At 65.8% G+C, this 21,064-nt stretch carries 20 protein-coding genes; all 20 read left to right on the top strand.

Going from position 1 to position 21,064, the window contains the following annotated elements:
- Window positions 1–134: 134 nt before the first annotated feature.
- Window positions 135–977, top strand: a complete 843-nt coding sequence (gene nusG, locus IFSED24_RS11135; RefSeq protein WP_491331541.1) for a transcription termination/antitermination protein NusG — start codon at window positions 135–137, stop codon at window positions 975–977.
- A gap of 197 nt (window positions 978–1,174) precedes the next feature.
- Entirely contained in the window at window positions 1,175–1,597 is a 423-nt protein-coding gene (rplK, locus tag IFSED24_RS11130) for a 50S ribosomal protein L11 (RefSeq protein ID WP_491331540.1), read from the top strand.
- Window positions 1,598–1,738: 141 nt separating this feature from the next.
- Window positions 1,739–2,428 carry a 50S ribosomal protein L1 gene (gene rplA / locus IFSED24_RS11125; protein WP_491331539.1) on the top strand — a complete coding sequence of 230 codons (690 nt, stop codon included), beginning with the start codon at window positions 1,739–1,741 and terminating at the stop codon, window positions 2,426–2,428.
- A gap of 52 nt (window positions 2,429–2,480) precedes the next feature.
- Window positions 2,481–3,005, top strand: a complete 525-nt coding sequence (gene rplJ / locus IFSED24_RS11120) for a 50S ribosomal protein L10 (protein WP_491331538.1) — start codon at window positions 2,481–2,483, stop codon at window positions 3,003–3,005.
- 78 nt (window positions 3,006–3,083) lie between these two features.
- Entirely contained in the window at window positions 3,084–3,473 is a 390-nt protein-coding gene (gene rplL / locus IFSED24_RS11115) for a 50S ribosomal protein L7/L12 (RefSeq protein ID WP_491331537.1), read from the top strand.
- A 147-nt stretch (window positions 3,474–3,620) separates the two neighbouring features.
- Window positions 3,621–7,472, top strand: a complete 3,852-nt coding sequence (gene rpoB / locus IFSED24_RS11110) for a DNA-directed RNA polymerase subunit beta (RefSeq protein ID WP_491331536.1) — start codon at window positions 3,621–3,623, stop codon at window positions 7,470–7,472.
- Between the two features lie 51 nt (window positions 7,473–7,523).
- A complete protein-coding gene (gene rpoC / locus IFSED24_RS11105) occupies window positions 7,524–11,681 on the top strand; it encodes a DNA-directed RNA polymerase subunit beta' (RefSeq protein ID WP_491331535.1) in 4,158 nt (1,385 codons plus the stop codon).
- Window positions 11,682–11,851: 170 nt separating this feature from the next.
- A complete protein-coding gene (gene rpsL, locus IFSED24_RS11100; RefSeq protein ID WP_491331534.1) occupies window positions 11,852–12,226 on the top strand; it encodes a 30S ribosomal protein S12 in 375 nt (124 codons plus the stop codon).
- A gap of 65 nt (window positions 12,227–12,291) precedes the next feature.
- Window positions 12,292–12,762 carry a 30S ribosomal protein S7 gene (rpsG, locus tag IFSED24_RS11095; RefSeq protein WP_491331533.1) on the top strand — a complete coding sequence of 157 codons (471 nt, stop codon included), beginning with the start codon at window positions 12,292–12,294 and terminating at the stop codon, window positions 12,760–12,762.
- Between the two features lie 184 nt (window positions 12,763–12,946).
- The gene (fusA, locus tag IFSED24_RS11090; protein WP_491331532.1) at window positions 12,947–15,028 is read left to right on the top strand and encodes an elongation factor G; all 2,082 of its coding nucleotides are present in this window, start codon (window positions 12,947–12,949) and stop codon (window positions 15,026–15,028) included.
- 27 nt (window positions 15,029–15,055) lie between these two features.
- The gene (gene tuf, locus IFSED24_RS11085; RefSeq protein ID WP_491331531.1) at window positions 15,056–16,249 is read left to right on the top strand and encodes an elongation factor Tu; all 1,194 of its coding nucleotides are present in this window, start codon (window positions 15,056–15,058) and stop codon (window positions 16,247–16,249) included.
- A gap of 116 nt (window positions 16,250–16,365) precedes the next feature.
- A complete protein-coding gene (rpsJ, locus tag IFSED24_RS11080) occupies window positions 16,366–16,677 on the top strand; it encodes a 30S ribosomal protein S10 (protein ID WP_491331530.1) in 312 nt (103 codons plus the stop codon).
- Window positions 16,678–16,711: 34 nt separating this feature from the next.
- Window positions 16,712–17,332, top strand: a complete 621-nt coding sequence (rplC, locus tag IFSED24_RS11075) for a 50S ribosomal protein L3 (protein ID WP_491331529.1) — start codon at window positions 16,712–16,714, stop codon at window positions 17,330–17,332.
- Between the two features lie 35 nt (window positions 17,333–17,367).
- Window positions 17,368–17,994 (top strand): 50S ribosomal protein L4, encoded by a 627-nt coding sequence (gene rplD, locus IFSED24_RS11070; RefSeq protein WP_491331528.1) that lies wholly within the window; start codon window positions 17,368–17,370, stop codon window positions 17,992–17,994.
- Window positions 17,991–18,281, top strand: a complete 291-nt coding sequence (locus IFSED24_RS11065; RefSeq protein WP_491331527.1) for a 50S ribosomal protein L23 — start codon at window positions 17,991–17,993, stop codon at window positions 18,279–18,281. The genes rplD and IFSED24_RS11065 overlap by 4 nt, the downstream gene beginning before the upstream one ends.
- Window positions 18,282–18,375: 94 nt before the next feature.
- Window positions 18,376–19,209 (top strand): 50S ribosomal protein L2, encoded by an 834-nt coding sequence (rplB, locus tag IFSED24_RS11060; RefSeq protein WP_491331526.1) that lies wholly within the window; start codon window positions 18,376–18,378, stop codon window positions 19,207–19,209.
- Window positions 19,210–19,248: 39 nt separating this feature from the next.
- Window positions 19,249–19,518: a 30S ribosomal protein S19 gene (gene rpsS, locus IFSED24_RS11055; RefSeq protein WP_491331525.1), complete on the top strand. Its 270-nt coding sequence runs from the start codon at window positions 19,249–19,251 to the stop codon at window positions 19,516–19,518.
- Between the two features lie 21 nt (window positions 19,519–19,539).
- Window positions 19,540–19,887 carry a 50S ribosomal protein L22 gene (gene rplV / locus IFSED24_RS11050; RefSeq protein WP_491331524.1) on the top strand — a complete coding sequence of 116 codons (348 nt, stop codon included), beginning with the start codon at window positions 19,540–19,542 and terminating at the stop codon, window positions 19,885–19,887.
- Between the two features lie 17 nt (window positions 19,888–19,904).
- Complete coding sequence (gene rpsC, locus IFSED24_RS11045; protein ID WP_491331523.1) at window positions 19,905–20,579, top strand: 30S ribosomal protein S3; 675 nt, start codon at window positions 19,905–19,907, stop codon at window positions 20,577–20,579.
- 68 nt (window positions 20,580–20,647) lie between these two features.
- Complete coding sequence (rplP, locus tag IFSED24_RS11040) at window positions 20,648–21,061, top strand: 50S ribosomal protein L16 (RefSeq protein ID WP_491331522.1); 414 nt, start codon at window positions 20,648–20,650, stop codon at window positions 21,059–21,061.
- Window positions 21,062–21,064 lie beyond the last annotated feature (3 nt).

Raw genomic sequence — 21,064 nt, 5'->3', positions numbered from 1 at the left:
GGAACTGGCCCGGGAAAGAAGAAGACATGGGTCCGGCGTCACGGCGCCGGACGACCCATCAACGGCCCTGGAGGCGGGGACATCCCCCTGCTTTCCGGGGTGCGTCTATGCTTGGAATTCGAGCCGGGGACAAGATGTTCGAAGATAAGGACCAGAAAGCCGACGACCTCTTCGAGGACCTGTCCGAGGATCAGGAGCAGGCTGCCGAGGAGGCCACCAGCGAGGAAAAGCCCGAGCCGGCGGGTCCCGAGGACCTGTTCCTCGACCTGCCTGACGAGGACGTCAGCGAGGAGCCCGACGAGGCGCCGGTCGACGAGGAGCCCATCCTCGAGGCGGCCGCCGCGGCGGGAGCCGGGGACGACGACCTCAACGAGGGCGACCTGCTCGCGAGCATCGAGCTGGAGCTCAGTCCCGAGGAGCAGGCCGAGATCGAGCGCCGTTCGCGCCTGGAGTGGTTCACGATCCACGCCAACACCGGGCACGAGAACAAGGTCAAGCGCAACATCGAGATGGCCGTCAAGTCCAACCACATGGAGGACTTCTTCGGCGACATCCTGGTCCCCGTACAGGAAGTCACCGAGATGAAGAACGGGAAGCGCGTCACCACGAAGCGCAAGTTCCTGCCCGGGTACATCCTGGTCGAGATGCTCATGACCAAGGAGACCCACCACTTCATCAACTCGGTGCCGGGCGTGACCGGATTCATCGGTGGCACGCCCCTGAAACCCCAGCCGGTCCCCAGGGATGAAGTGGACCGCATCCTGGGCCGCATCAAGGAGCCCGACGAGGGCAAGGAAACGCTGGAGATCCCCTATAGCGTGGGTGACAGCGTCCAGGTGATGGATGGCCCGTTCAGCGACTGGGTGGGAGTCATCAACGAGATCAATCACGAGAAGGGTAAGCTGAAGGTCATGATCTCGATCTTCGGCAAGGAGACACCGGTCGAGCTGGATTTCCTGCAGGTCAAGCAGGTCTGACAGCGGGGCCGTTGTCGGTGGGTGCGGATCTGTCTGGGGTCCGTTCCCGCTGCCGCCGCCGCTACCTCTCTGCGGGGCGGGCGTTCATAGAGACGGGACACGGGTCCGGTCGAGGCTGAGACCAGGGTGGTGGACTCCCCGGGGTATCGGCAGACACCTGACACCGCGTTCGGACACCGATTGAAGGAGTAGATGTCGTGGCAAAGAAGGTCATGACGCAGATCAAGCTGCAGATCAAGGCCGGCCAGGCCAACCCGGCGCCGCCGGTAGGTCCTGCGCTGGGTCAGCATGGTCTCAACATCCAGGAATTCTGCAGCGCCTTCAACGAGCGGACCAAGGAGCAGATGGGTACGGTGACCCCCGTGGTGATCACGGTCTTCCAGGACCGGAGCTTCACGTTCATCACCAAGACCCCTCCCGCCTCGGTCCTGTTGAAGAAGGCCGCCAACCTCCAGTCTGGCAGCACGGAACCCGGCAAGGCCGTCGTCGGCTCGGTGACCCGCGATCAGCTCAAGCAGATCGCCGAGATGAAGATGGTCGACCTGAACGCCGGCTCCGTGGAAGCCGCCATGAAGATCATCGCCGGTACGGCGAGGAGCATGGGGCTGGAAGTCGTCTAGGTGGCCGTAGGCTGGGAAGACACGGCGCCGCGGTCGGACTCGCGAGAGTCGGCCGGTTCGGGCACCGGAGGTCGAGGCGACGCGGACCTCGGTTCGCGGGCGACCTGATCGAACCATCACAGTCGAACGGAGTAACCGTCCATGAAGCGCGGAAAGAGTTATCGCACCGCCAGGCAGCAGGTCGACAAGAACATCGAGATGAACATCGGTGAGGCCTTGCAGAACCTGGATTCCTTCCCGAAGGCCAAATTCGACGAGAGCGTCGATTGCGCGGTCCGGCTCAACGTCAACCCCCGCCACGCCGACCAGATGGTCCGTGGCACGGTGGTCCTGCCCAACGGCACCGGCAAGTCCGTGCGTGTCCTCGTGATCACGCGCGGGCCCAAGGAGCAGGAGGCACTGGACGCCGGGGCGGACATGGTCGGCGCCGACGAGTATCTGCCCAAGATCAAGGATGGCTGGACCGATGTGGACGTGATCATCGCCACGCCGGACATGATGGGCGAGCTCGGCAAGCTGGGACGCATCCTGGGCCCCCGTGGTCTGATGCCCAACCCCAAGGTGGGCACCGTCACCATGGACATCGCCAAGGCCGTTGGCGAGGCCAAGGCTGGTCGTATCGAGTACCGCGTCGACAAGGCCGGCATCATCCACGCCCCCGTGGGCAAGCGTTCGTTCGGACCCGAGAAGCTCGAGGAGAACGTGCGCGCGCTGTACCGGGAGCTCATGCGGGTGAAGCCGGCGGCGGTCAAGGGTGTCTACGTGAAGTCCGTCTTCATCAGCGGCACCATGTCCCCGTCGATGCGCATCGACGCCAGCTCGCTGACCTGACCTTTCGAGAGGAATGCCGCCTCCGGCGGTTCGCGAATAAGGAGGGTGCCTGATGGCACGACCCGAGAAAGTAGCCGAAGTCCAGGCGATCACCAGGAGTCTCGAAGCGGCCCAGTCCATCGTGATGGCCGACTTCACCGGGCTCACGGTGCATCAGATGACGGACTTCCGGGCGCAGTGCCGCGCCAAGAACATCGAGTGCCGGGTCGTCAAGAACCGGCTCGCGATGATCGCCGCGGACACCGCCGATCTGGCGCTGATCAAGGACTACCTGAAGGGCCCCACGGCCCTGATCTTCGGTCCTGACAGCCAGACCGAGCCTGCGAAGATCGTCGTCGAATTCGCCAAGGCCAACGAGAAGCTCGCGGTCAAGGGTGGCATCGTCGACGGACAGTACCTCGACCCCGAACAGGTCATCGCGCTGTCCAAGGTCCCGAGCAAGGATGAGCTCATCGCCAAGATGATGGGCAGCATCAACAGCCCGCTCACCGGCATCGCCGGCACCATCAACGGTGTGATGAGCGCGCTGACCAGGGCCGTCGACGCCGTCGCCAAGCAGAAGGCCGAAGCAGCTTAGTTCACGAGAGAAGACAACGGATGGCGTCCGTGGAATGAACGCACGCCGCCTTACCCAGACAGACGAGGAGAGAGGACAATGTCCGAGGACATCAAGCTCACCGAGAACGCCGCGAAGGTGCTCGAGCTCATCGAGAGCATGACCGTGCTGGAGGCCGCCGACCTGGTGAAGGCCATGGAGGACAAGTTCGGCGTGAGCGCCGCCGCTCCCGTGGCCATGGCCGCCATGCCCGCCGCCGAGGCCGCCGAGGAAGTCAAGGACGAGTTCACCGTCATGCTGACGGGTGTCGGCGACAAGAAGATCCAGGTCATCAAGGAGATCCGCGCGATCACCAACCTGGGCCTGAAGGAAGCCAAGGAACTGGTCGAGAGCGCGCCCTGCGCGGTCAAGGAAGGCATCACGAAGGAAGAAGCCGAGCAGGTCAAGGCCAAGCTCGAAGAAGTCGGTGCCATCATCGACCTGAAGTAGTCCGGTTGGCGCCGTTGTGGCGCCTGACCGTGCCTACCGCCGCCGCCCCGCGGGCCACGTGCCCGCGGGTCGGCGGCCCCGACGGCGCCAGCGGGGACGGCGTCGCGGCCAGCGAACACACCCCCCATGCGCGAGGAAGTGGTACTCGTGAACATTCCTGTCGACAGTTTCACCGGTCGGGTCAATTACTCCAAGCTCCGTCGCGAGGAGGAGATGCCCAACCTGCTCGCCGTCCAGCTCGAGTCATATAACGATTTCCTGCAGCTCGGCAGTCCGGCCGAGGAGCGCGACGAACATGGACTGGAAGCGGTCTTCCGCACCGTCTTCCCCATCGAGTCGACGCGCGGCCACCTCGTGATGGAGTACATGAGCTACACCACGGGCGAGCCCAAGTACGGGATCGAGGAATGCCAGGAGCGCGGGCTCACCTTCAGCGTTCCCCTGAAGGTCAAGCTGCGCCTGGTGGTCAAGGAGCTGGAAGAGGGAGCCGGCAGCGACGCCGAGCCCCAGCTGCGCGACATCCAGGAAGACGACGTCTATCTCGGCGAGCTGCCCATGATCACCGACAAGGGCACGTTCGTCATCAATGGTGCCGAGCGCGTGATCGTCTCGCAGCTCCACCGTTCGCCCGGCGTGTTCTTCAGCGACGAGACCCACCCCAACGGCCGCCGCCTCTTCCGCGCGCGCATCATCCCCTACCGCGGCAGCTGGGTCGAGTTCACCACCGACATCAACGACGTGCTCTTCGTGCACATCGACCGCAAGCGCAAGCAGCCGGTCTCCATGCTGCTGCGCGCGCTGGGCTTCGAGTCCAACGAGGAGATCATCGAGCACTTCCACACCGTCGAGAAGCTGAAGATCCCCAAGTCGGGCACCAAGAAGCATACCGCCGTGGCCGAGGAGATGGAGGGCCGGGTCCTGGCCTGCGACCTCTGGAAGGCCGACGCCGAGACGCCCTTCGCCCAGGCCGGCCAGGTCATCGACCCACTCCTCAAGGAAGAGATCCTCGAGAGCGGCATCGGCGAGATCAAGCTCATCGCCGCCGACGAGGTCTCGGCCAACCGGCCCAGCCTGATCCTCAACACCCTGCGCAAGGACCCCACCAGCCAGCGCGACGAGGCCCTGCGCCGGTTCTACCAGCTCCTGCGCCCGGGCGAGCCGCCTAGCGAGGAAGTGGCGGCCCAGCTCTTCGAGCGCCTCTTCTTCCACGAGAAGCGTTACGATCTGGCCGAGGTCGGCCGTTACAAGATGAACCGCCGGCTGGGCCTGGACGTGGACAAGGACGTCACCACGCTGACCAAGGACGACTTCCTCGCGATCATCCGCGAGATGACCGAGCTGTTCCAGGGCACCGGCGAGATCGACGACATCGACCACTTCGGCAACCGCCGCATCCGCTCGGTGGGCGAGCTCCTGGCCAACCAGTTCTCGGTGGGCCTGTCGCGCATGTCGCGCATCATCAAGGAGCGCATGAACCTCTCGGACCGGGACAAGCCGCTGACGCCGGTGGACCTGGTCAACGCGCGCACCGTGTCGGCCGTGATCCAGAGCTTCTTCGGCTCGAGCCAGCTCAGCCAGTTCATGGATCAGACCAACCCGCTGAGCGAGATGACGCACAAGCGGCGCCTGTCGGCCCTCGGCCCCGGCGGACTGCATCGCGACCGCGCCGGCTTCGAGGTGCGCGACGTCCACTACACCCACTACGGCCGCATGTGCCCCATCGAGACGCCGGAAGGCCCGAACATCGGCCTGATCGCCAGCCTGGCGACCTACGCGCGGATCAATCGCTTCGGCTTCATCGAGTCGCCGTACCGGGTGGTCAAGAACAGCAAGCTCACGGGTGTCGTCGACTACCTGACCGCCGACCAGGAGGACGGGGTCACCATCGCCCAGGCCAACGCGCCGGTCGACAGCAAGGGCAAGTTCGAGCGCGAGACCGTGCTCTCCCGCTACAAGGGCGAGTACCCGCTGGCCGACCCGTCCGAGGTGGACTTCATGGACGTCTCGCCGAAGCAGATCGTCTCGGCGGCGGCCTCGCTGATCCCGTTCCTCGAGCACGACGACGCCAACCGCGCGCTCATGGGCTGCAACATGCAGCGCCAGGCGGTGCCGCTGTTGCGCGCCGAATCGCCCGTGGTGGGCACCGGTATGGAGAAGAAGATCGCCGTGGACTCGGGCGCCGTGCTGGTGGCCGAGGGCGACGGCGAGGTCGTCTCCTCCACCGCCGACGCGGTGGTGGTGCGCTACGACGAGGAGGACCTCGTCCAGTCCGACGACTTCTTCAAGAGCGGGGGCCTGGTCGAGTACCGCCTGCGCAAGTTCAAGCGGTCGAACCAGGACACCTGCTACAACCAGAAGCCGCTGGTGATGCCGGGGCAGCGCGTCAAGAAGAACGACATCCTGGCCGACGGCCCCTGCACCGAGGACGGCGAGCTGGCGCTGGGCCGCAACCTCCTGGTGGCCTTCATGCCCTGGGGCGGTTACAACTTCGAGGACGCCATCCTGGTGAGCGAGCGCTGCGTCTCCGACGACGTCTACACCTCGCTGCACATCGAGGAGTTCGAGCTCCAGGTGCGCGACACCAAGCGCGGCGTCGAGGAGATCACCCGCGAGATCCCCAACGTGGGCGAGGACGCGCTGCGCAACCTCGACGAGGAAGGCGTGATCTACACCGGCGCCAAGGTCCGCGCCGGCGACATCATGGTGGGCAAGGTCACGCCCAAGGGCGAGACCGAGCTCTCCCCCGAGGAGAAGCTGCTGCGGGCGATCTTCGGCGAGAAGGCCGGCGACGTGAAGGACGCCAGCCTGAAGGCGCCTCCGGGCATGGACGGCATCGTGGTCGGCGTGCGGGTGTTCAGCCGCCAGGACCGCACCGCGCGCTCCAAGAAGGAGGAGAAGCGTCAGCTCGACGCGCTCCGCCGCCGCCGCAACCGCAAGCGCGAGAAGGTCGACCAGGTCTGCAACGAGCGCCTCGCCGAGCTGTTCCTGGGCGAGAGCGCGCACCACGTCATCGACGCCAACACCGGCGAGGTGCTGGTCAAGAGCGGCCGCAAGTTCACCCAGGCCGTGCTCGACGAGCTCGATTTCACCAGCATCCACTGGGGACTCTCGCTGGTGAAGGACGAGAAGAAGGACGCCCGGATCCGTTCGGTGTTCGAGGCCGCCAGCCGCGAGCGCGAGCGGATCGAGGTGGAGTACGACAAGGAGTGCGAGCGCGCCCTGCGCGGCGACGAGCTGCCGCCGGGCGTGGTGCGGCTGGTCAAGGTCTACGTGGCGCGGCGCCGCAAGCTGCAGGTCGGCGACAAGATGGCCGGCCGGCACGGCAACAAGGGCGTGGTCTCCAAGATCATGGCCGAGGAGGACATGCCGCATCTGGCCGACGGCACCCCCGTCGACATCGTGCTCAACCCCCTCGGCGTGCCCAGCCGTATGAACCTGGGCCAGATCCTCGAGACGCACCTCGGCTGGGCGGCCCAGAAGCTCGGCTTCAAGGTCATGACCCCGGTGTTCGACGGGGCCAAGATCGAGGAGATCAAGGAAGCCCTGGCCGAGGCCGGCCTGCCCGAGAGCGGCAAGGCCCGGCTCTACGACGGGCGCACCGGCGAGGCGTTCGACAAGGACGTCACCGTCGGCGTCATCTACATGCTCAAGCTCCACCACCTGGTGGAGGAGAAGATCCACGCCCGCTCCATCGGCCCCTACAGCCTCGTGACCCAGCAGCCGCTGGGCGGCAAGGCCCAGTTCGGCGGCCAGCGTTTCGGCGAGATGGAGGTGTGGGCGCTGGAGGCCTACGGTGCTGCCAACTGTCTCCAGGAGATGTTGACGGTCAAGTCCGACGACGTGGCCGGTCGGTCGCGGGTGTACGAGGCCATCGTGAAGGGCGAGAATCCGCCCGAACCGGGGACTCCGGAGTCGTTCAACGTGCTGATGCGCGAGCTCCAGAGCCTCTGCCTGGATGTCCAGGTCGAGGAGCCGGATGCCAAGGAGCCCAAGATCTGACCCAGGCGGCCCTAGCGGCGGCGCCTGCGGGTGCGGCCAGGAGGACGGGAAATGCTCGGAAATCGGCAGCGTGAAGACAAGGCCAACCAGGACTTCAAGTCCATCATGATCCAGCTGGCCAGTCCGGACAAGATCCGCGACTGGAGTTACGGCGAGGTGACCAAGCCGGAGACCATCAACTACCGGACCTTCAAGCCCGAGAAGGATGGCCTCTTCTGCGAGCGCATCTTCGGGCCCGTGAAGGACTGGGAGTGCAACTGCGGCAAATACAAGCGGATCCGCTTCCGGGGCATCGTCTGCGACAAGTGCGGCGTGGAGGTGACCCAGAGCAAGGTGCGTCGTGAGCGGCTCGGCCACATCGAGCTGGCCGTGCCCATCGCCCACATCTGGTTCTTCAAGGGCCTGCCCAGCCGCATCGGTCAGCTGCTGGACATCAAGGTCAAGGACCTCGAGCGCGTGCTCTACTACGAGTCGAGCGTGGTGCTGGAGCCGGGCAACACCGAGTTCCAGCCCGGCGACATCGTCAGCGACGAGGAGTGGTGGGAGCTGAAGGACGAGCACCCCGAGTGGGAGTGCCGGATGGAGATGGGGGCCGAGGCCATCCGCTCGATCCTCAACAGCCTCGACCTCGAGGAGCTCGACCGCGAGCTGCGCGCCCAGGTCAAGACCGAGACCTCGATCCAGCGCAAGAAGTCGCTCCTGAAGCGGCTCAAGGTGGCCGACGCCTTCCGTCAGTCCAACAACCGCCCCGAGTGGATGATCCTGGACTGCCTGCCGGTGTTGCCGCCGGACCTGCGCCCGCTGGTCCCGCTGGACGGCGGCCGGTTCGCCACCAGCGACCTGAACGACCTCTATCGCCGGGTCATCAACCGCAATAACCGCCTCAAGAAGCTCATCGAGATCAAGGCGCCCGGCGTGATCCTGCGCAACGAGAAGCGCATGCTCCAGGAAGCCGTGGACGCGCTGTTCGACAACGGCCGCCGCTCGCGGGCGGTGAAGGGCCAGGGCAACCGGCCGCTGAAGTCGCTGTCGGACATGATCAAGGGCAAGAAGGGCCGCTTCCGGCAGAACCTGCTCGGCAAGCGCGTCGACTACTCGGGCCGTTCGGTCATCGTGGTCGGGCCCGAGCTCAAGCTCTACCAGTGCGGCCTGCCCAAGAGCATGGCGCTGGAGCTGTTCAAGCCCTTCATCATCCGCAAGCTCGAGGAGAAGGGCTACGTCCAGACCGTCAAGAGCGCCAAGAAGCTGGTGGAGAAGGAGAGCCCCGAGGTCTGGGACATCCTGGAGGAGATCATCCAGGACCACCCGGTGCTCCTGAACCGCGCCCCCACGCTGCACCGTCTGGGCATCCAGGCGTTCGAGCCGGTGCTGATCGAGGGCAAGGCCATCCGCATCCATCCGCTGGTCTGTACCGCGTTCAACGCCGACTTCGACGGCGACCAGATGGCCGTGCACGTGCCGCTGGGCTACGAGGCCCAGCTCGAGGCGCGCCTCCTGATGCTGTCGCCGCTGAACATCCTGTCCCCGGCCAGCGGCGAGCCCATCGCCACGCCGAGCCAGGACATGGTGCTCGGCTGCTACTACCTCACGCTCGACCGCCCCGGCGATCTGGGCGAGGGCAAGGCGTTCAGCTCGCCCGAGGACGCGCTGGCCGCGTTCGAGGCCGGCATCGTCAGCAAGCACGCCCGGATCCGGGTGCGCTTCCCCGAGCTCGGCCTCATCGAGACCACCCCCGGCCGGATCCTCTTCAACCGGATCCTGCCCGAGCAGGTGGGCTACGTGAACCAGCCGCTGGGCAAGAAGCAGCTGGCCAAGATCGTGGCCGAGGTGCACCACAAGATGGGCGTGACCCAGTGCATGGAGTTCCTCGACGCGCTCAAGCAGATGGGCTTCCATCACGCCACCGAGGGCGGCATCTCGATCGGGATCGACGACATCATCATCCCGCCCGAGAAGGCCGACATCATCGCCGAGGCCCAGGCCGTGGTCGGCGGCATCGTGGACCAGCACCGCAAGGGCATCATCACCAACCGCGAGCGCTACAACAAGGTGATCGACAAGTGGACCCAGGTGACCAACGAGGTCCGCGACAAGATGTTCGACCACCTGTCGCACGACGACGACGGGTTCAACCCGGTGTTCATGATGAACGCCTCGGGCGCGCGTGGTTCGGCCGACCAGATCAAGCAGCTGGCCGGCATGCGCGGCCTGATGGCCAAGCCGCAGAAGAAGATCACCGGCGGCATCGGCGAGATCATCGAGCAGCCCATCATCGCGAACTTCCGCGAGGGCCTCACCATGCTGGAGTACTTCATCTCCACGCACGGCGCTCGCAAGGGTCTGGCCGACACCGCGCTGAAGACCGCCGACGCCGGTTACTTGACCCGCCGTCTGGTGGACGTGGCCCAGGACATCGTGGTCGCCGAGCACGATTGCAACACCCTGCGCGGCATCGAGATGATGGCGCTCAAGGAGGGTGAGAAGACCATCGAGACCCTCGCCGAGCGGATCGTGGGTCGCGCCGCTGCCGAGGACGTCTACGACCCCAACGACGAGCTGATCGTCGAGAGCGGCGAGCTGATCACCTCGGCGGTGGCCCACGCCATCGAGGAGATGGGCATCCCGTCGGTGATGGTGCGCTCGGTGCTGACCTGCGAGGCCCGCCGGGGCATCTGCGCGCTCTGCTACGGCTTCAACCTGGCCGAGGACAAGCTGGTCGACATCGGCGAGCCCGTGGGCGTCATGGCGGCCCAGTCCATCGGCGAGCCGGGCACCCAGCTCACCCTGCGGACCTTCCACATCGGTGGTACGGCCAGCCGCATCGTCGAGCAGAACGTCAAGGCCGCGGCGGCGCCCGGCAAGATCGTCTTCAACGAGGTCAAGCTGGTCAAGAACGACGCCGGGGACATGATCTCCATCGGCCGCCGTGGCGAGATCAGCCTGGTGCTCGAGAGCGGGCGCACCCGCAGCCAGATGATCGTGCCCTACGGCGCCAAGGTCTTCGTCAAGAACGGCCAGAAGGTGGCGACTAGCGATCCCATCTTCGAGTGGGATCCGTTCGCCGATTTCGTGCTCTCGGAGAAGAGCGGCGTGGTCCAGTACGTCGACATCATCCCGGGCGTGAGCCTCTCGGAGACGGTGGACGAGAAGACCCGTCGCAAGCAGCCCATGATCATGGAGCCCACCGAGAAGAACGTGCACCCGTCGATCCAGATCGTCAGCCCGAAGACGGGCCGCGCCCTCGCCGAGTACATCATCCCCACCGGCGCCATGCTGCTGGTGGAGGACGGCGAGGAAGTGGGCCCGGGCCGGCATCTGGTGAAGATCCCGCGCGAGCTCGCCCAGTCGGGCGACATCACCGGTGGTCTGCCCCGGGTGGCCGAGCTCTTCGAGGCCCGGCGTCCGCGCGAGACCGCCACGGTGACCGAGATCGACGGCGCGGTCCAGTTCCGCGGCACGACCCGCGGCATGCGCAAGGTCGTGGTGGTGGGCGACACCGGGGTGGAGAAGGAGTACCTGATCCCCCACGGTCGCCACGTACGGACCTACGACGGCGAGCGGGTGCTGGCCGGCGACCGCCTCACCGAGGGGCCCATCAACCCCATGGACATCCTGGCCATCAAGGGTGTGGGCGCGGTCCAGACCTATCTGGTCAACGCCATCCAGGAGGTCTACCGCCTCCAGGGCGTGCGGATCAACGACAAGCACATCGAGGTCATCGTCTCGCGCATGCTGCAGAAGGTGCAGATCCTCTCCCCTGGCGACACCTCGTTCCTCGAGGGCGACCAGGTGCCCAAGAAGGGCGTGGAGGAGGAGAACCGGGTGATCCAGCACCGGAACATCGCGCTGCGCGAGAAGGGCGAGCCCGAACTCGAGCCCGCCACCTTCGAGCCGCTCCTGCTGGGCATCACCAAGGCGAGCCTGACCACCGACAGCTTCATCTCGGCGGCCAGCTTCCAGGAGACCACCCGCGTCCTGACCGACGCGGCCACCCGCAGCAAGCGCGACGAGCTCCACAGCCTCAAGGAGAACGTCATCATGGGGCACCTCATCTCCGCCGGTACCGGGCTGACCCGGTACAAGAACCTGGCGGTGGAGGATCCCGAGGACGAGGACGATCACATCATCGACGCCATCGAGGAACTGCGTCTGCTCGCGGCGGCCCAGGAGGCCGGCGGTGGGGTCGACGCGGAGATGGCGGCGGAATAGGGGGCTGAGGCGGGGAAAAGGCGCCATCGCAGCTTGACAAGGCCAGGTGGCGCATATAATATTCCTCCCTCGCGCGACGGCCCCGGTCTGTCCGGAGCCCTCGCGCATGCCTCTGCCCACGGAACAGGTAACCCGGCCTCTGGCCGGGGAAGCACCCAGGAGTGACCAAGTTGCCGACGCTTAGCCAGTTGGTCCGCAAGGGCCGTCAGACGGTCAAACAGAAGAGCAATTGTCCTGCCCTGCAGGCCTGTCCGCAGCGCAAGGGCGTCTGCACGCGCGTCTACACCCAGACGCCGAAGAAGCCCAACAGTGCCCTGCGGAAGATCGCTCGCGTCCGCCTGACCAACGGCATCGAGGTGACCGCCTACATTCCCGGCGAGGGGCACAACCTGCAGGAGCACAGCATCGTGCTCGTGCGCGGTGGTCGCGTGAAGGATCTTCCCGGTGTCCGCTACCATATCATCCGCGGCACCCAGGATGCGTCCGGAGTCGACGATCGTCGTCAGGGTCGGTCCAAGTACGGGGCGAAGCGGCCCAAGAAGTAGTGTTTCACGGCCGCCGGCGCTGACCGGCGGGCGGAGCAGGCGGGCTGACCCGCCAAGGAGAAGAAATGTCTCGACGTCGGTCTCCCGAGAAGCGTGAACTGCCTGCCGATCCTCGGTATGGCGATTTGATGGTGACGAAGTTCATCAACTACGCCATGAGTGACGGCAAGAAGAGTGTCGCGGAGCGGGCGATCTACAATGCCTTCGACATCATCAAGGACAAGTCCGGACAGGACGGCGTGGACGTCTTCCGGGCCGCCTTGAACAATGTCAAGCCCAGCGTCGAGGTGAAGTCCCGGCGAATCGGTGGCGCCACCTACCAGGTGCCCGTCGAGGTCCGTCCCGAGCGGCGGACCCAGATGGCCATGCGGTGGATCATCGGTTTCGCTCGCAGCCGGCCGGAGCATACGTTCGCTGAGCGTCTCGCGGCCGAGCTGATGATGGCCAGTAAGAACGAAGGACCGTCTATCAAGAAGCGCGAGGATACCCACCGTATGGCTGAAGCGAACAAGGCGTTCGCCCACTGCCGCTGGTAATGGTCCCTCTCGTTCGTTCCTACAGCGCCAGCTAACAGATGGATCGTACAGCCGAATAGCCTGATTTCGTCCCGCGCATGGATGCGCACGGGGCTAGAGGCAAGGGGAGTCGTGCAGACCTGAGGTACTGCGCGCGTTTGACGTCCTGGTCCGCCTTCGGGTGGGCCCCAGACGGGAGCAAGTCGTGTCACGCCAGGTGGCCTTGAACAAGATCCGGAATATCGGGATCATGGCGCACATCGACGCGGGTAAGACCACGTCGACGGAGCGCATCCTGTATTATACCGGTCGCGTTCACCGGCCCGGCGAGGTCGACGACGGCGCCGCCCAGATGGACTACATGGAGCAGGAGAAGGAACGGGGCATCACCATCACGAGTGCGGCCACCACCACCTCCTGGCGGGACGTTCAGATCAACATCATCGACACCCCTGGGCACGTGGACTTCACCGTCGAGGTTGAGCGGAGCCTGCGCGTGCTGGACGGCGCCGTCGCCGTCTTCTGCGCCGTGGGCGGGGTCGAGCCCCAGAGCGAAACGGTCTGGAAGCAGGCTGACAAGTACGGCGTGCCCCGCATCGCCTTCATCAACAAGATGGACCGCCTCGGCGCCGATTTCGTGCGCGCGGTGGCCATGATGAAGGAGCGGCTCGGGGCCCGGCCGGTGCCGGTCTGCCTGCCCATCGGATCCGAGGACTCCTTCCGCGGCATCGTGGATCTGTTCGCCATGAAGGCGCGCCTGTACAACGACGACGACCTGGGTTCCACCTGGACCGAGGACGAGATCCCGGCGGACATGCGCGAGACGGCCGAGGCCGCCCGCGCTCGCCTGGTCGAGGCCGCTGCCGAGGCGGACGAAGAGGTCATGGAGCTGTTCCTCGCCGACGAGGCGCCCGACCAGGATCTGCTGATCCGGGCGCTACGGCGCGGCACCCTCGAGGAAGGCCTGGTGCCGGTGTTCTGCGGGTCCGCCCTCAAGAACAAGGGCATCCAGCGGCTGCTCGACGGCGTGGTGGACTTCCTGCCCTCGCCGGCCGACCGCCCCGCCATCGTGGGCACCCATCCCAAGACCGGGGAAGCCGAATCGCGCGAGCCGCTGGACGAGGCGCCCTTCGCGGCCCTGATCTTCAAGATCGTGGCCGACAAGCACGCCAGCAGCCTGGCGTTCGCCCGGGTCTACAGCGGCCAGCTCGAGGCGGGCAAGGTCGCGCTGAACGTGAACACCGGCAAGCGCGAGCGCGTGCAGCGCATGTTCCGCATGCACGCCGAGAAGCGCGAGGAGCTCAAGGAGATCCGCACCGGCGACATCGTCGCGGTCGTCGGCCCCAAGGAGCTCCGCACCGGGACCAGCCTGACCGACCTCGACCAGCCGGTGCTGCTCGAGGAGATGACCTTCCCCGAGCCGGTCATCTACGTGGCCATCGAGCCGCGTACCAAGGCCGACGGGGACAAGCTGCGCGACGCCCTCGACGCCCTCAGTTACGAGGACCCAACCTTCCAGGTGAAGGTGGATCCCGACAGCGGCCAGACCGTGATCTGGGGCATGGGCGAGCTGCACCTGGAGATCATCGGCGACCGCCTCAAGCGCGAGTTCAAGGTGGACTGCAACGTGGGCCGGCCGCAGGTCGCCTACCGCGAGACCATCAGCAAGGCGGGCCAGTGCACGTACGAGCGCAAGCGGGATCTCGCGGGCCACGGCAACTTCGCCAGGGTGGTCCTGGGCCTCGAGCCTGCCGAATACGGCGCGGGCGTCCAGTTCAGCGTGGAGCCGAAGGCCCAGCTGCTGCCCCCCGAGTTTCTGGCCGCCATCGAGAACGGCGTGCGCATGGCCTGCGACACCGGGATCCTCGCCGGCTACGCGCTGACCGACCTCGCGATCACGCTCAAGGATGCGGCGCTGGTCGAGGGCGAGACCACCGAGGCCGATTTCGCCTATGCCGCCACCGAGGCGCTGTGGAACGGCGCCCGGGACGCGGGCCCGGCCCTCATGGAGCCGGTCATGAACGTGGAAGTGGTCGTTCCGGAGCAGTATCTGGGCGACGTCACCGGGCACCTGAACGCCCGTCGGGGCAAGATCGTCGGCATGGAGCAGATCCGACAGGACCGCGTCGTCGATGCGGTCGTGCCCCTGATCGAGATGTTCGGGTACGCCACTCAGCTGCGCTCGCTCAGCCAGGGGCGCGGTGTCTATACAATGCAGTTGGCACGCTATGAACGCGTGCCTGAGAAGATTGCCGCCGATCTGACGCGGCATTACGTCGGCGCTTAGTAGCGCCCTTGCAGGAGGTTGCCGGGAATGGCACGCGCGAAGTTCGAACGCTCCAAGGATCACGTGAACGTCGGCACGATCGGTCACGTGGATCACGGCAAGACGACCCTGACCGCGGCGATCACCGAGATCCTGTCTAAGCGGGGTCTGGCCGATTACACGCCCTTCGACCAGATCGACAAGGCTCCCGAGGAGCGCGAGCGCGGCATCACCATCGCGACCGCTCACGTGGAGTACCAGAGCGAGACCCGGCACTACGCCCACGTGGACTGCCCGGGCCACGCCGACTACGTCAAGAACATGATCACCGGTGCGGCGCAGATGGACGGCGCGGTGCTGGTGGTGTCGGCCGCGGACGGCCCCATGCCCCAGACGCGCGAGCACATCCTGCTGGCCCGTCAGGTGGGCGTTCCCTACATCATCGTGTTCCTGAACAAGTGCGACATGGTTGATGACGAGGAGCTGCTGGACCTGGTGGAGCTGGAAGTTCGCGAGCTTCTGGACCAGTACGAGTTCCCCGGCGACGACACGCCGATCATCCGCGGCTCGGCGCTGAAGGCGCTGGAGTCTGGCGATCCCGACGCTCCCGAGTCGCAGTGCATCTTCGAGCTGCTGGAGGCTCTGGACACGTACATCCCGCTGCCGGAGCGCGAGCTGGACAAGCCGTTCCTGATGCCGGTGGAGGACGTGTTCTCGATCTCGGGTCGCGGCACGGTGGCCACGGGCCGTATCGAGCGCGGCGTGGTGAACATGAACGACAAGGTGGAGCTGGTCGGGATCCGCGACACGCAGGACACGGTGTGCACGGGCGTGGAGATGTTCCGGAAGATCCTGGACTCGGGGCAGGCTGGCGACAACGTTGGCCTCTTGCTGCGCGGGATGAAGAAGGAAGACATCGAGCGCGGTATGGTGGTCTGCAAGCCGAAGTCGGTGACGCCGCACACGAAGTTCGAGTGCGAGGTGTACATCCTGACGAAGGAGGAGGGTGGCCGCCACACTCCGTTCTTCAACGGCTACCGCCCCCAGTTCTACTTCCGGACCACGGACGTGACCGGTTCCGCGACGCTTCCTGACGGCGTGGAGATGGTGATGCCGGGTGACAACATCAAGATGCAGATCGAGCTGATCACGCCGATCGCCATGGAGGAAGGCCTGCGCTTCGCGATTCGCGAGGGCGGCCGGACCGTGGGCGCGGGCGTGGTCGCCAAGATCCACGAGTAATTCGACCGGGGCCGGGCGGCGATTCCGCCGTCCCGGCCCGCACACGCGCAAGGTGAGCAGGCGCAGGCCAGCGCAAATGGCGGCGAAGCTGGAGTAGCCTCGCGGAAGGAGCAGGAGTGGCTCGACAGAAGGTACAGATCAAGTTGCGGGCGTACGAACCGGCCGTGCTCGACAAGTCGGCGGAAGTCATCGTTTCGACGGTGCTGCGGACCGGCGCCTTGGTGCGGGGGCCCATCCCCCTGCCCACCAAGAAGTCGATCTACACCGTGCTGCGCTCGCCCCACGTGGACAAGAAGTCGCGTGAGCAGTTCGAGATGCGGATCCACAAGCGGTTGATCGAGATCGAGAACTCGACCCCGCAGACCATGGAATTCCTGCGCAAGCTGGCCCTTCCGGCCAGTGTCGACGTGGAGATCGTTGCCTCCTGACCGTCGGCGGTCGGGAGACAAGGGAGCTAGACCTATGATCGGACTGATCGGCAAGAAGATCGGCATGACCCGGCGATTCGACGAGGATGGCCGGAGTGTGCCCGTGACCGTTATCGAGGCCGGTCCCTGCGTCGTGACGCAGGTCAAGACCCAGGCCACCGACGGCTACAACGCTGTCCAGGTCGGTTACGGCGCCAAGAAGCCCAAGAATACGCCCATGCCCATGCAAGGGCACTTCCGCAAGGCCGGCACCGACCCTCTGCGGACCCTGTGCGAGTACCGGTTCATGGCTGAGCCCGAGTTCGAACTCGGCCAGACCCTGGACCTGGAGTCGCTCGAGGGTGCCGAGAAGGTCGATGTTTCCGGTACCACCAAGGGTCGCGGCTTTTCCGGCCGGATCAAGCGTCACAATCATCACCGCGGCCCCGACGGCCACGGCTCGAAGAACGTGCGCCAGTCCGGCGGTATCGGCATGTGCGAGTGGCCCGGTCGCGTGCTGCCCGGACACCCCATGGCGGGCCAGTACGGCAACAAGCGCGAGACCAAGAAGAACCTGAAGATCGTGGCCATCGACAAGGAGCGGAACCTGCTCCTGGTCAAGGGTTCGGTGCCCGGCCACAAGAACGGGATCGTGTTCATCCGGCCGAGCCGCTAAGGCGTCGGTGGTTTCGGAAAGACGAGGTAGCGACAATGGCGACCGCGAAGCTCTACAGCAGCACGGGTGAGCAGACAGGAACGGTGGATCTGCCCGCCGCCCTGTTCGAGCAGCCCGTGCACCGCCAGGCCCTGTACGAGGCCGTGCGCAACTACCTGGCCAACCAGCGCCAGGGCACGCACGACACCAAGACCCGGGCCGAGGTCGTGGGCAGCAAGCAGAAGATGTTCCGTCAGAAGGGTACGGGCCGTGCGCGCATGGGCTCGATCACCAGCCCCAGCCGCGTCGGCGGCGGCCGGGCCCACGGGCCCCATCCGCGGGACTACAGCTATACCCTGCCGCGGAAGGTCAAGCGCCTGGCCCTGCGTTCGGCGCTGAGCGACCGGGCGGCTTCCGAGCGGATCAACGTGCTCGAGGATTTCGAACTGGATGCTCCCAAGACCAAGACCGTGGCGGCCATGCTGGCCAACATGGCCCTGGAAGGGCGCCACACCCTGTTCGTCCTGCCGGCCGACGGCGACGTGCTCTACAAGAGCCTGCGCAACCTGAACGGGGTGCGCGTGCTGCGGAGTCACGAGCTGAACGCCTACACCATCCTGTGGGCCGACAACCTGGTGTTCACCAAGGCGGCCCTCGCGGGCGCCGAGGAGGTGTTCGCATGAAGGACCTGAGCCAGGTCGTCCGCAAGCCGCTGGTGACCGAGCGATTCGCGGAGCTCCGCGAGCGCGACAACAAGTTCATCTTCGAGGTGCACCCGCACGCCAACAAGCACGAGATCCGTCAGGCGATCGAGCATTATTTTGGCGTCAAGGTGACCGACGTGCGCACCATGAACGTGGTGGGCAAGGTCAAGCGCCTCGGCCGTTTCCAGGGCAAGCGTGCCGACTGGAAGAAGGCCATCGTGACCCTCGCCGAGGGCGACAGCATCGATCTGTTCGACCAGGTCTAAGAGGGTTCCGACGTTGTATAGCCGGCAATGAGCCGGCTGCGAAGACGAGGCTGACGCGGCGCCCGGCGCCCCGAGCCGAAGGAGACAGGACAAGATGGCCATCAGGAAACTCAAGCCGGTGACTCCGACGCAGCGGTTCCGTACCGTGGCGGACTTCAGCGAGATCACCAAGACGACGCCCGAGAAGTCTTTGCTCGAGCCGTTGACCAAGTCGGGCGGCCGCAACAACAACGGCCGCATCACCAGCCGTCGTCGTGGTGGCGGGCACAAGCGCCGCTACCGCCGGATCGACTTCAAGCGGCACAACAAGATCGGCGTGCCGGCCAACGTCGCCGCCATCGAGTACGATCCCAACCGGAGCGCCCGCATCGCGCTGCTGCATTACGCGGACGGCGAGAAGCGCTACATCCTCTGGCCCAAGGGCCTGGAGGTCGGCGCGACGGTGGAGTGCGGACCCGAGGCGTCGTACAACACCGGCAACTCGCTGCCGTTGACCAAGATCCCGCTGGGAACGCTGGTCCACAACGTCGAGCTGCAGATCGGCAAGGGCGGTCAGATGGTGCGCTCGGCCGGTTCCTACGCCCAGGTCATGGCCAAGGAGGGCGACCGCGTCACCCTGCGCCTGCCCAGCGGCGAGGTCCGGTTGGTGCATCGCAACTGCTATGCCACCATCGGCGAGGTCGGCAACTCGGAGCACGAGAACATCGTCAGCGGCAAGGCCGGCCGGTCGCGCTGGCTGGGTCGTCGGCCCAAGGTGCGCGGTGTGGCCATGAACCCCATCGACCACCCGCACGGTGGCGGCGAGGGCCGCACGAGCGGTGGCCGCCATCCGAGCACGCCCTGGGGCAAGCCCACCAAGGGTTACAAGACTCGCAAGAAGCAGCCGTCCGACGCGTTCATCGTGCGCCGGCGCAAGGTCAAGAAGTAGCAGGCCGCGGCGGCCGCCCGAACGGAGGATGTCTGAGGTATGACGAGATCGATCAAAAAGGGTCCCTTCGTGGATGAGCATCTGCTCAAGAAGGTCGAGGACCTCAACGCCAAGAACGACAAGCGGGTCGTCAAGACCTGGTCCCGGCGTTCGACGATCGTCCCCGAATTCCTGGGTCACACCATCGCCGTTCACAACGGCAAGCAGTTCGTGCCGGTGTACGTCCAGGAAAACATGGTGGGGCATAAGTTGGGTGAGTTCGCGCCGTCGCGGACCTACCGGGGCCACACTAGTAAATCGAAGAAGTAGCAGCAGCTGGAGGATATGAGTATGGAGGCAATGGCCGTCTCCCGCTACATCCGGATCAGTCCCCGTAAGGCGCGTCAGGTAGCCGACATGGTGCGTGGTCGAACGGTGCAGGATGCCCTGGGCATCCTCGCCTTGACGCCCAAGAAGGCCTCGCCGCTGCTACGGAAGACGATCCTGTCGGCGAAAGCCAACGCCCAGGTCCTCAACGAAGAGGGTCTGGATCTCGACAACAGCCGCGTGGTGGTGAAGGAGATCCGTATCGATGAGGGTCCGACCCTCAAGCGGATCCGCCCCCGGGCCCAGGGCCGGGCATTCCGGATCAACAAGCGGACGAGTCACATCAAGGTGACGGTCGAGACTCTCGACTGAGACCGGGAAGGAAGACCATGGGTCAGAAAACACATCCGATCGGATTCCGTCTGGGAATCGTGAAGGACTGGAACTCGACCTGGTTCAGCGAGAAGCATTTCGCCGACTGGCTGAACGAGGATCTGAAGGTCCGCAAGTACGTGCAGGCTCGCGTCGGCAGCGCCGGCATCGCCTCGATCAAGATCAAGCGGTTCCGCGAGCGTGTGCACGTCATCGTCGCCACCAGCCGGCCGGGCGTCGTGATCGGCCGCCGGGGCGCCCAGGCGGAGTCCCTGCGCCAGGAGCTGGAGAAGCTCACCGGCAAGAAGATCAAGCTGGATGTGGACGAGGTGAAGAAGCCCGAACTGAGCGCGCCGCTGGTGGCCGAGCACATCGCCGTGCAGCTGGCCAGCCGCGTGTCGTTCCGCCGGGCCATGAAGAAGTCCATCCAGACCGCCATGCGCATGGGCGCCAAGGGTATCCGCGTGCGCTGCGCCGGCCGCCTCGGCGGTGCCGAGATGGCGCGGGTCGAGAGCTACGCCGAGGGCAGTGTGCCCCTGCACACGCTCCGCGCGGACATCGACTACGGCACGGCCACCGGCCGCTCGCAGTACGGTGCCATCGGCGTGAAGGTCTGGATCTGCAAGGGCGAGATCTTCCCCTCCGAGTTCAAGGAGGAGCTCCGCGCCCAGGTGGCGAGGGACCGAGCCTAGTCCCGCTGGTCGGGTCCGAGATGAACCGGGCGCCGTGAAGCGCCCGTCGAAAGTAGAGGAAGCGAACCATGTTGATGCCGAAGCGCACGAAGTTCCGAAAGATGATGAAGGGCCGGCGGCGTGGTGTGGCCTACCGCGGCTCCAAGGTCTCTTTCGGCGACTACGGTCTGCAGGCGATCGAGTCTGGCTGGATCAAGAGCCGCCAGATCGAGGCCGCCCGTGTGGCGATCACGCGCCGGATCAAGCGCATGGGCAAGGTCTGGATCCGCGTGTTTCCGGACAAGCCCATCACCCTCAAGCCCGCCGAGACCCGTATGGGCAAGGGCAAGGGCGCGCCCGAGTACTGGGTGGCGGTGGTCAAGCCAGGCCGGATCATCTACGAGATCAACGGTGTCACTCCGGAGCTGGCCAAGGAGGCCCTGCGCCTCGGCGCGGCCAAGCTCCCGTTCAAGTGCCGCATCGTCAGCCGGCAGGGAGACTAGGAC

It is taken from the genome of Candidatus Latescibacter sp. IFSED24 (genome assembly GCF_058273205.1).
This window is presented reverse-complemented; position numbering and strand designations above follow the sequence as displayed.

What these genes read in the sequence shown, in the direction of transcription:
- rpsS (WP_491331525.1), top strand. Translation starts at nt 19,249, where the DNA reads ATGACGAGATCGATCAAAAAGGGTCCCTTCGTGGATGAGCATCTGCTC.
- nusG (WP_491331541.1), top strand. Translation starts at nt 135, where the DNA reads ATGTTCGAAGATAAGGACCAGAAAGCCGACGACCTCTTCGAGGACCTG.
- rplJ (WP_491331538.1), top strand. Translation starts at nt 2,481, where the DNA reads ATGGCACGACCCGAGAAAGTAGCCGAAGTCCAGGCGATCACCAGGAGT.
- rpsG (WP_491331533.1), top strand. Translation starts at nt 12,292, where the DNA reads ATGTCTCGACGTCGGTCTCCCGAGAAGCGTGAACTGCCTGCCGATCCT.
- rplL (WP_491331537.1), top strand. Translation starts at nt 3,084, where the DNA reads ATGTCCGAGGACATCAAGCTCACCGAGAACGCCGCGAAGGTGCTCGAG.
- rplB (WP_491331526.1), top strand. Translation starts at nt 18,376, where the DNA reads ATGGCCATCAGGAAACTCAAGCCGGTGACTCCGACGCAGCGGTTCCGT.
- rplP (WP_491331522.1), top strand. Translation starts at nt 20,648, where the DNA reads ATGTTGATGCCGAAGCGCACGAAGTTCCGAAAGATGATGAAGGGCCGG.
- rplA (WP_491331539.1), top strand. Translation starts at nt 1,739, where the DNA reads ATGAAGCGCGGAAAGAGTTATCGCACCGCCAGGCAGCAGGTCGACAAG.
- tuf (WP_491331531.1), top strand. Translation starts at nt 15,056, where the DNA reads ATGGCACGCGCGAAGTTCGAACGCTCCAAGGATCACGTGAACGTCGGC.
- IFSED24_RS11065 (WP_491331527.1), top strand. Translation starts at nt 17,991, where the DNA reads ATGAAGGACCTGAGCCAGGTCGTCCGCAAGCCGCTGGTGACCGAGCGA.
- rpsC (WP_491331523.1), top strand. Translation starts at nt 19,905, where the DNA reads ATGGGTCAGAAAACACATCCGATCGGATTCCGTCTGGGAATCGTGAAG.
- rplC (WP_491331529.1), top strand. Translation starts at nt 16,712, where the DNA reads ATGATCGGACTGATCGGCAAGAAGATCGGCATGACCCGGCGATTCGAC.
- rpoC (WP_491331535.1), top strand. Translation starts at nt 7,524, where the DNA reads ATGCTCGGAAATCGGCAGCGTGAAGACAAGGCCAACCAGGACTTCAAG.
- rplV (WP_491331524.1), top strand. Translation starts at nt 19,540, where the DNA reads ATGGAGGCAATGGCCGTCTCCCGCTACATCCGGATCAGTCCCCGTAAG.
- rplD (WP_491331528.1), top strand. Translation starts at nt 17,368, where the DNA reads ATGGCGACCGCGAAGCTCTACAGCAGCACGGGTGAGCAGACAGGAACG.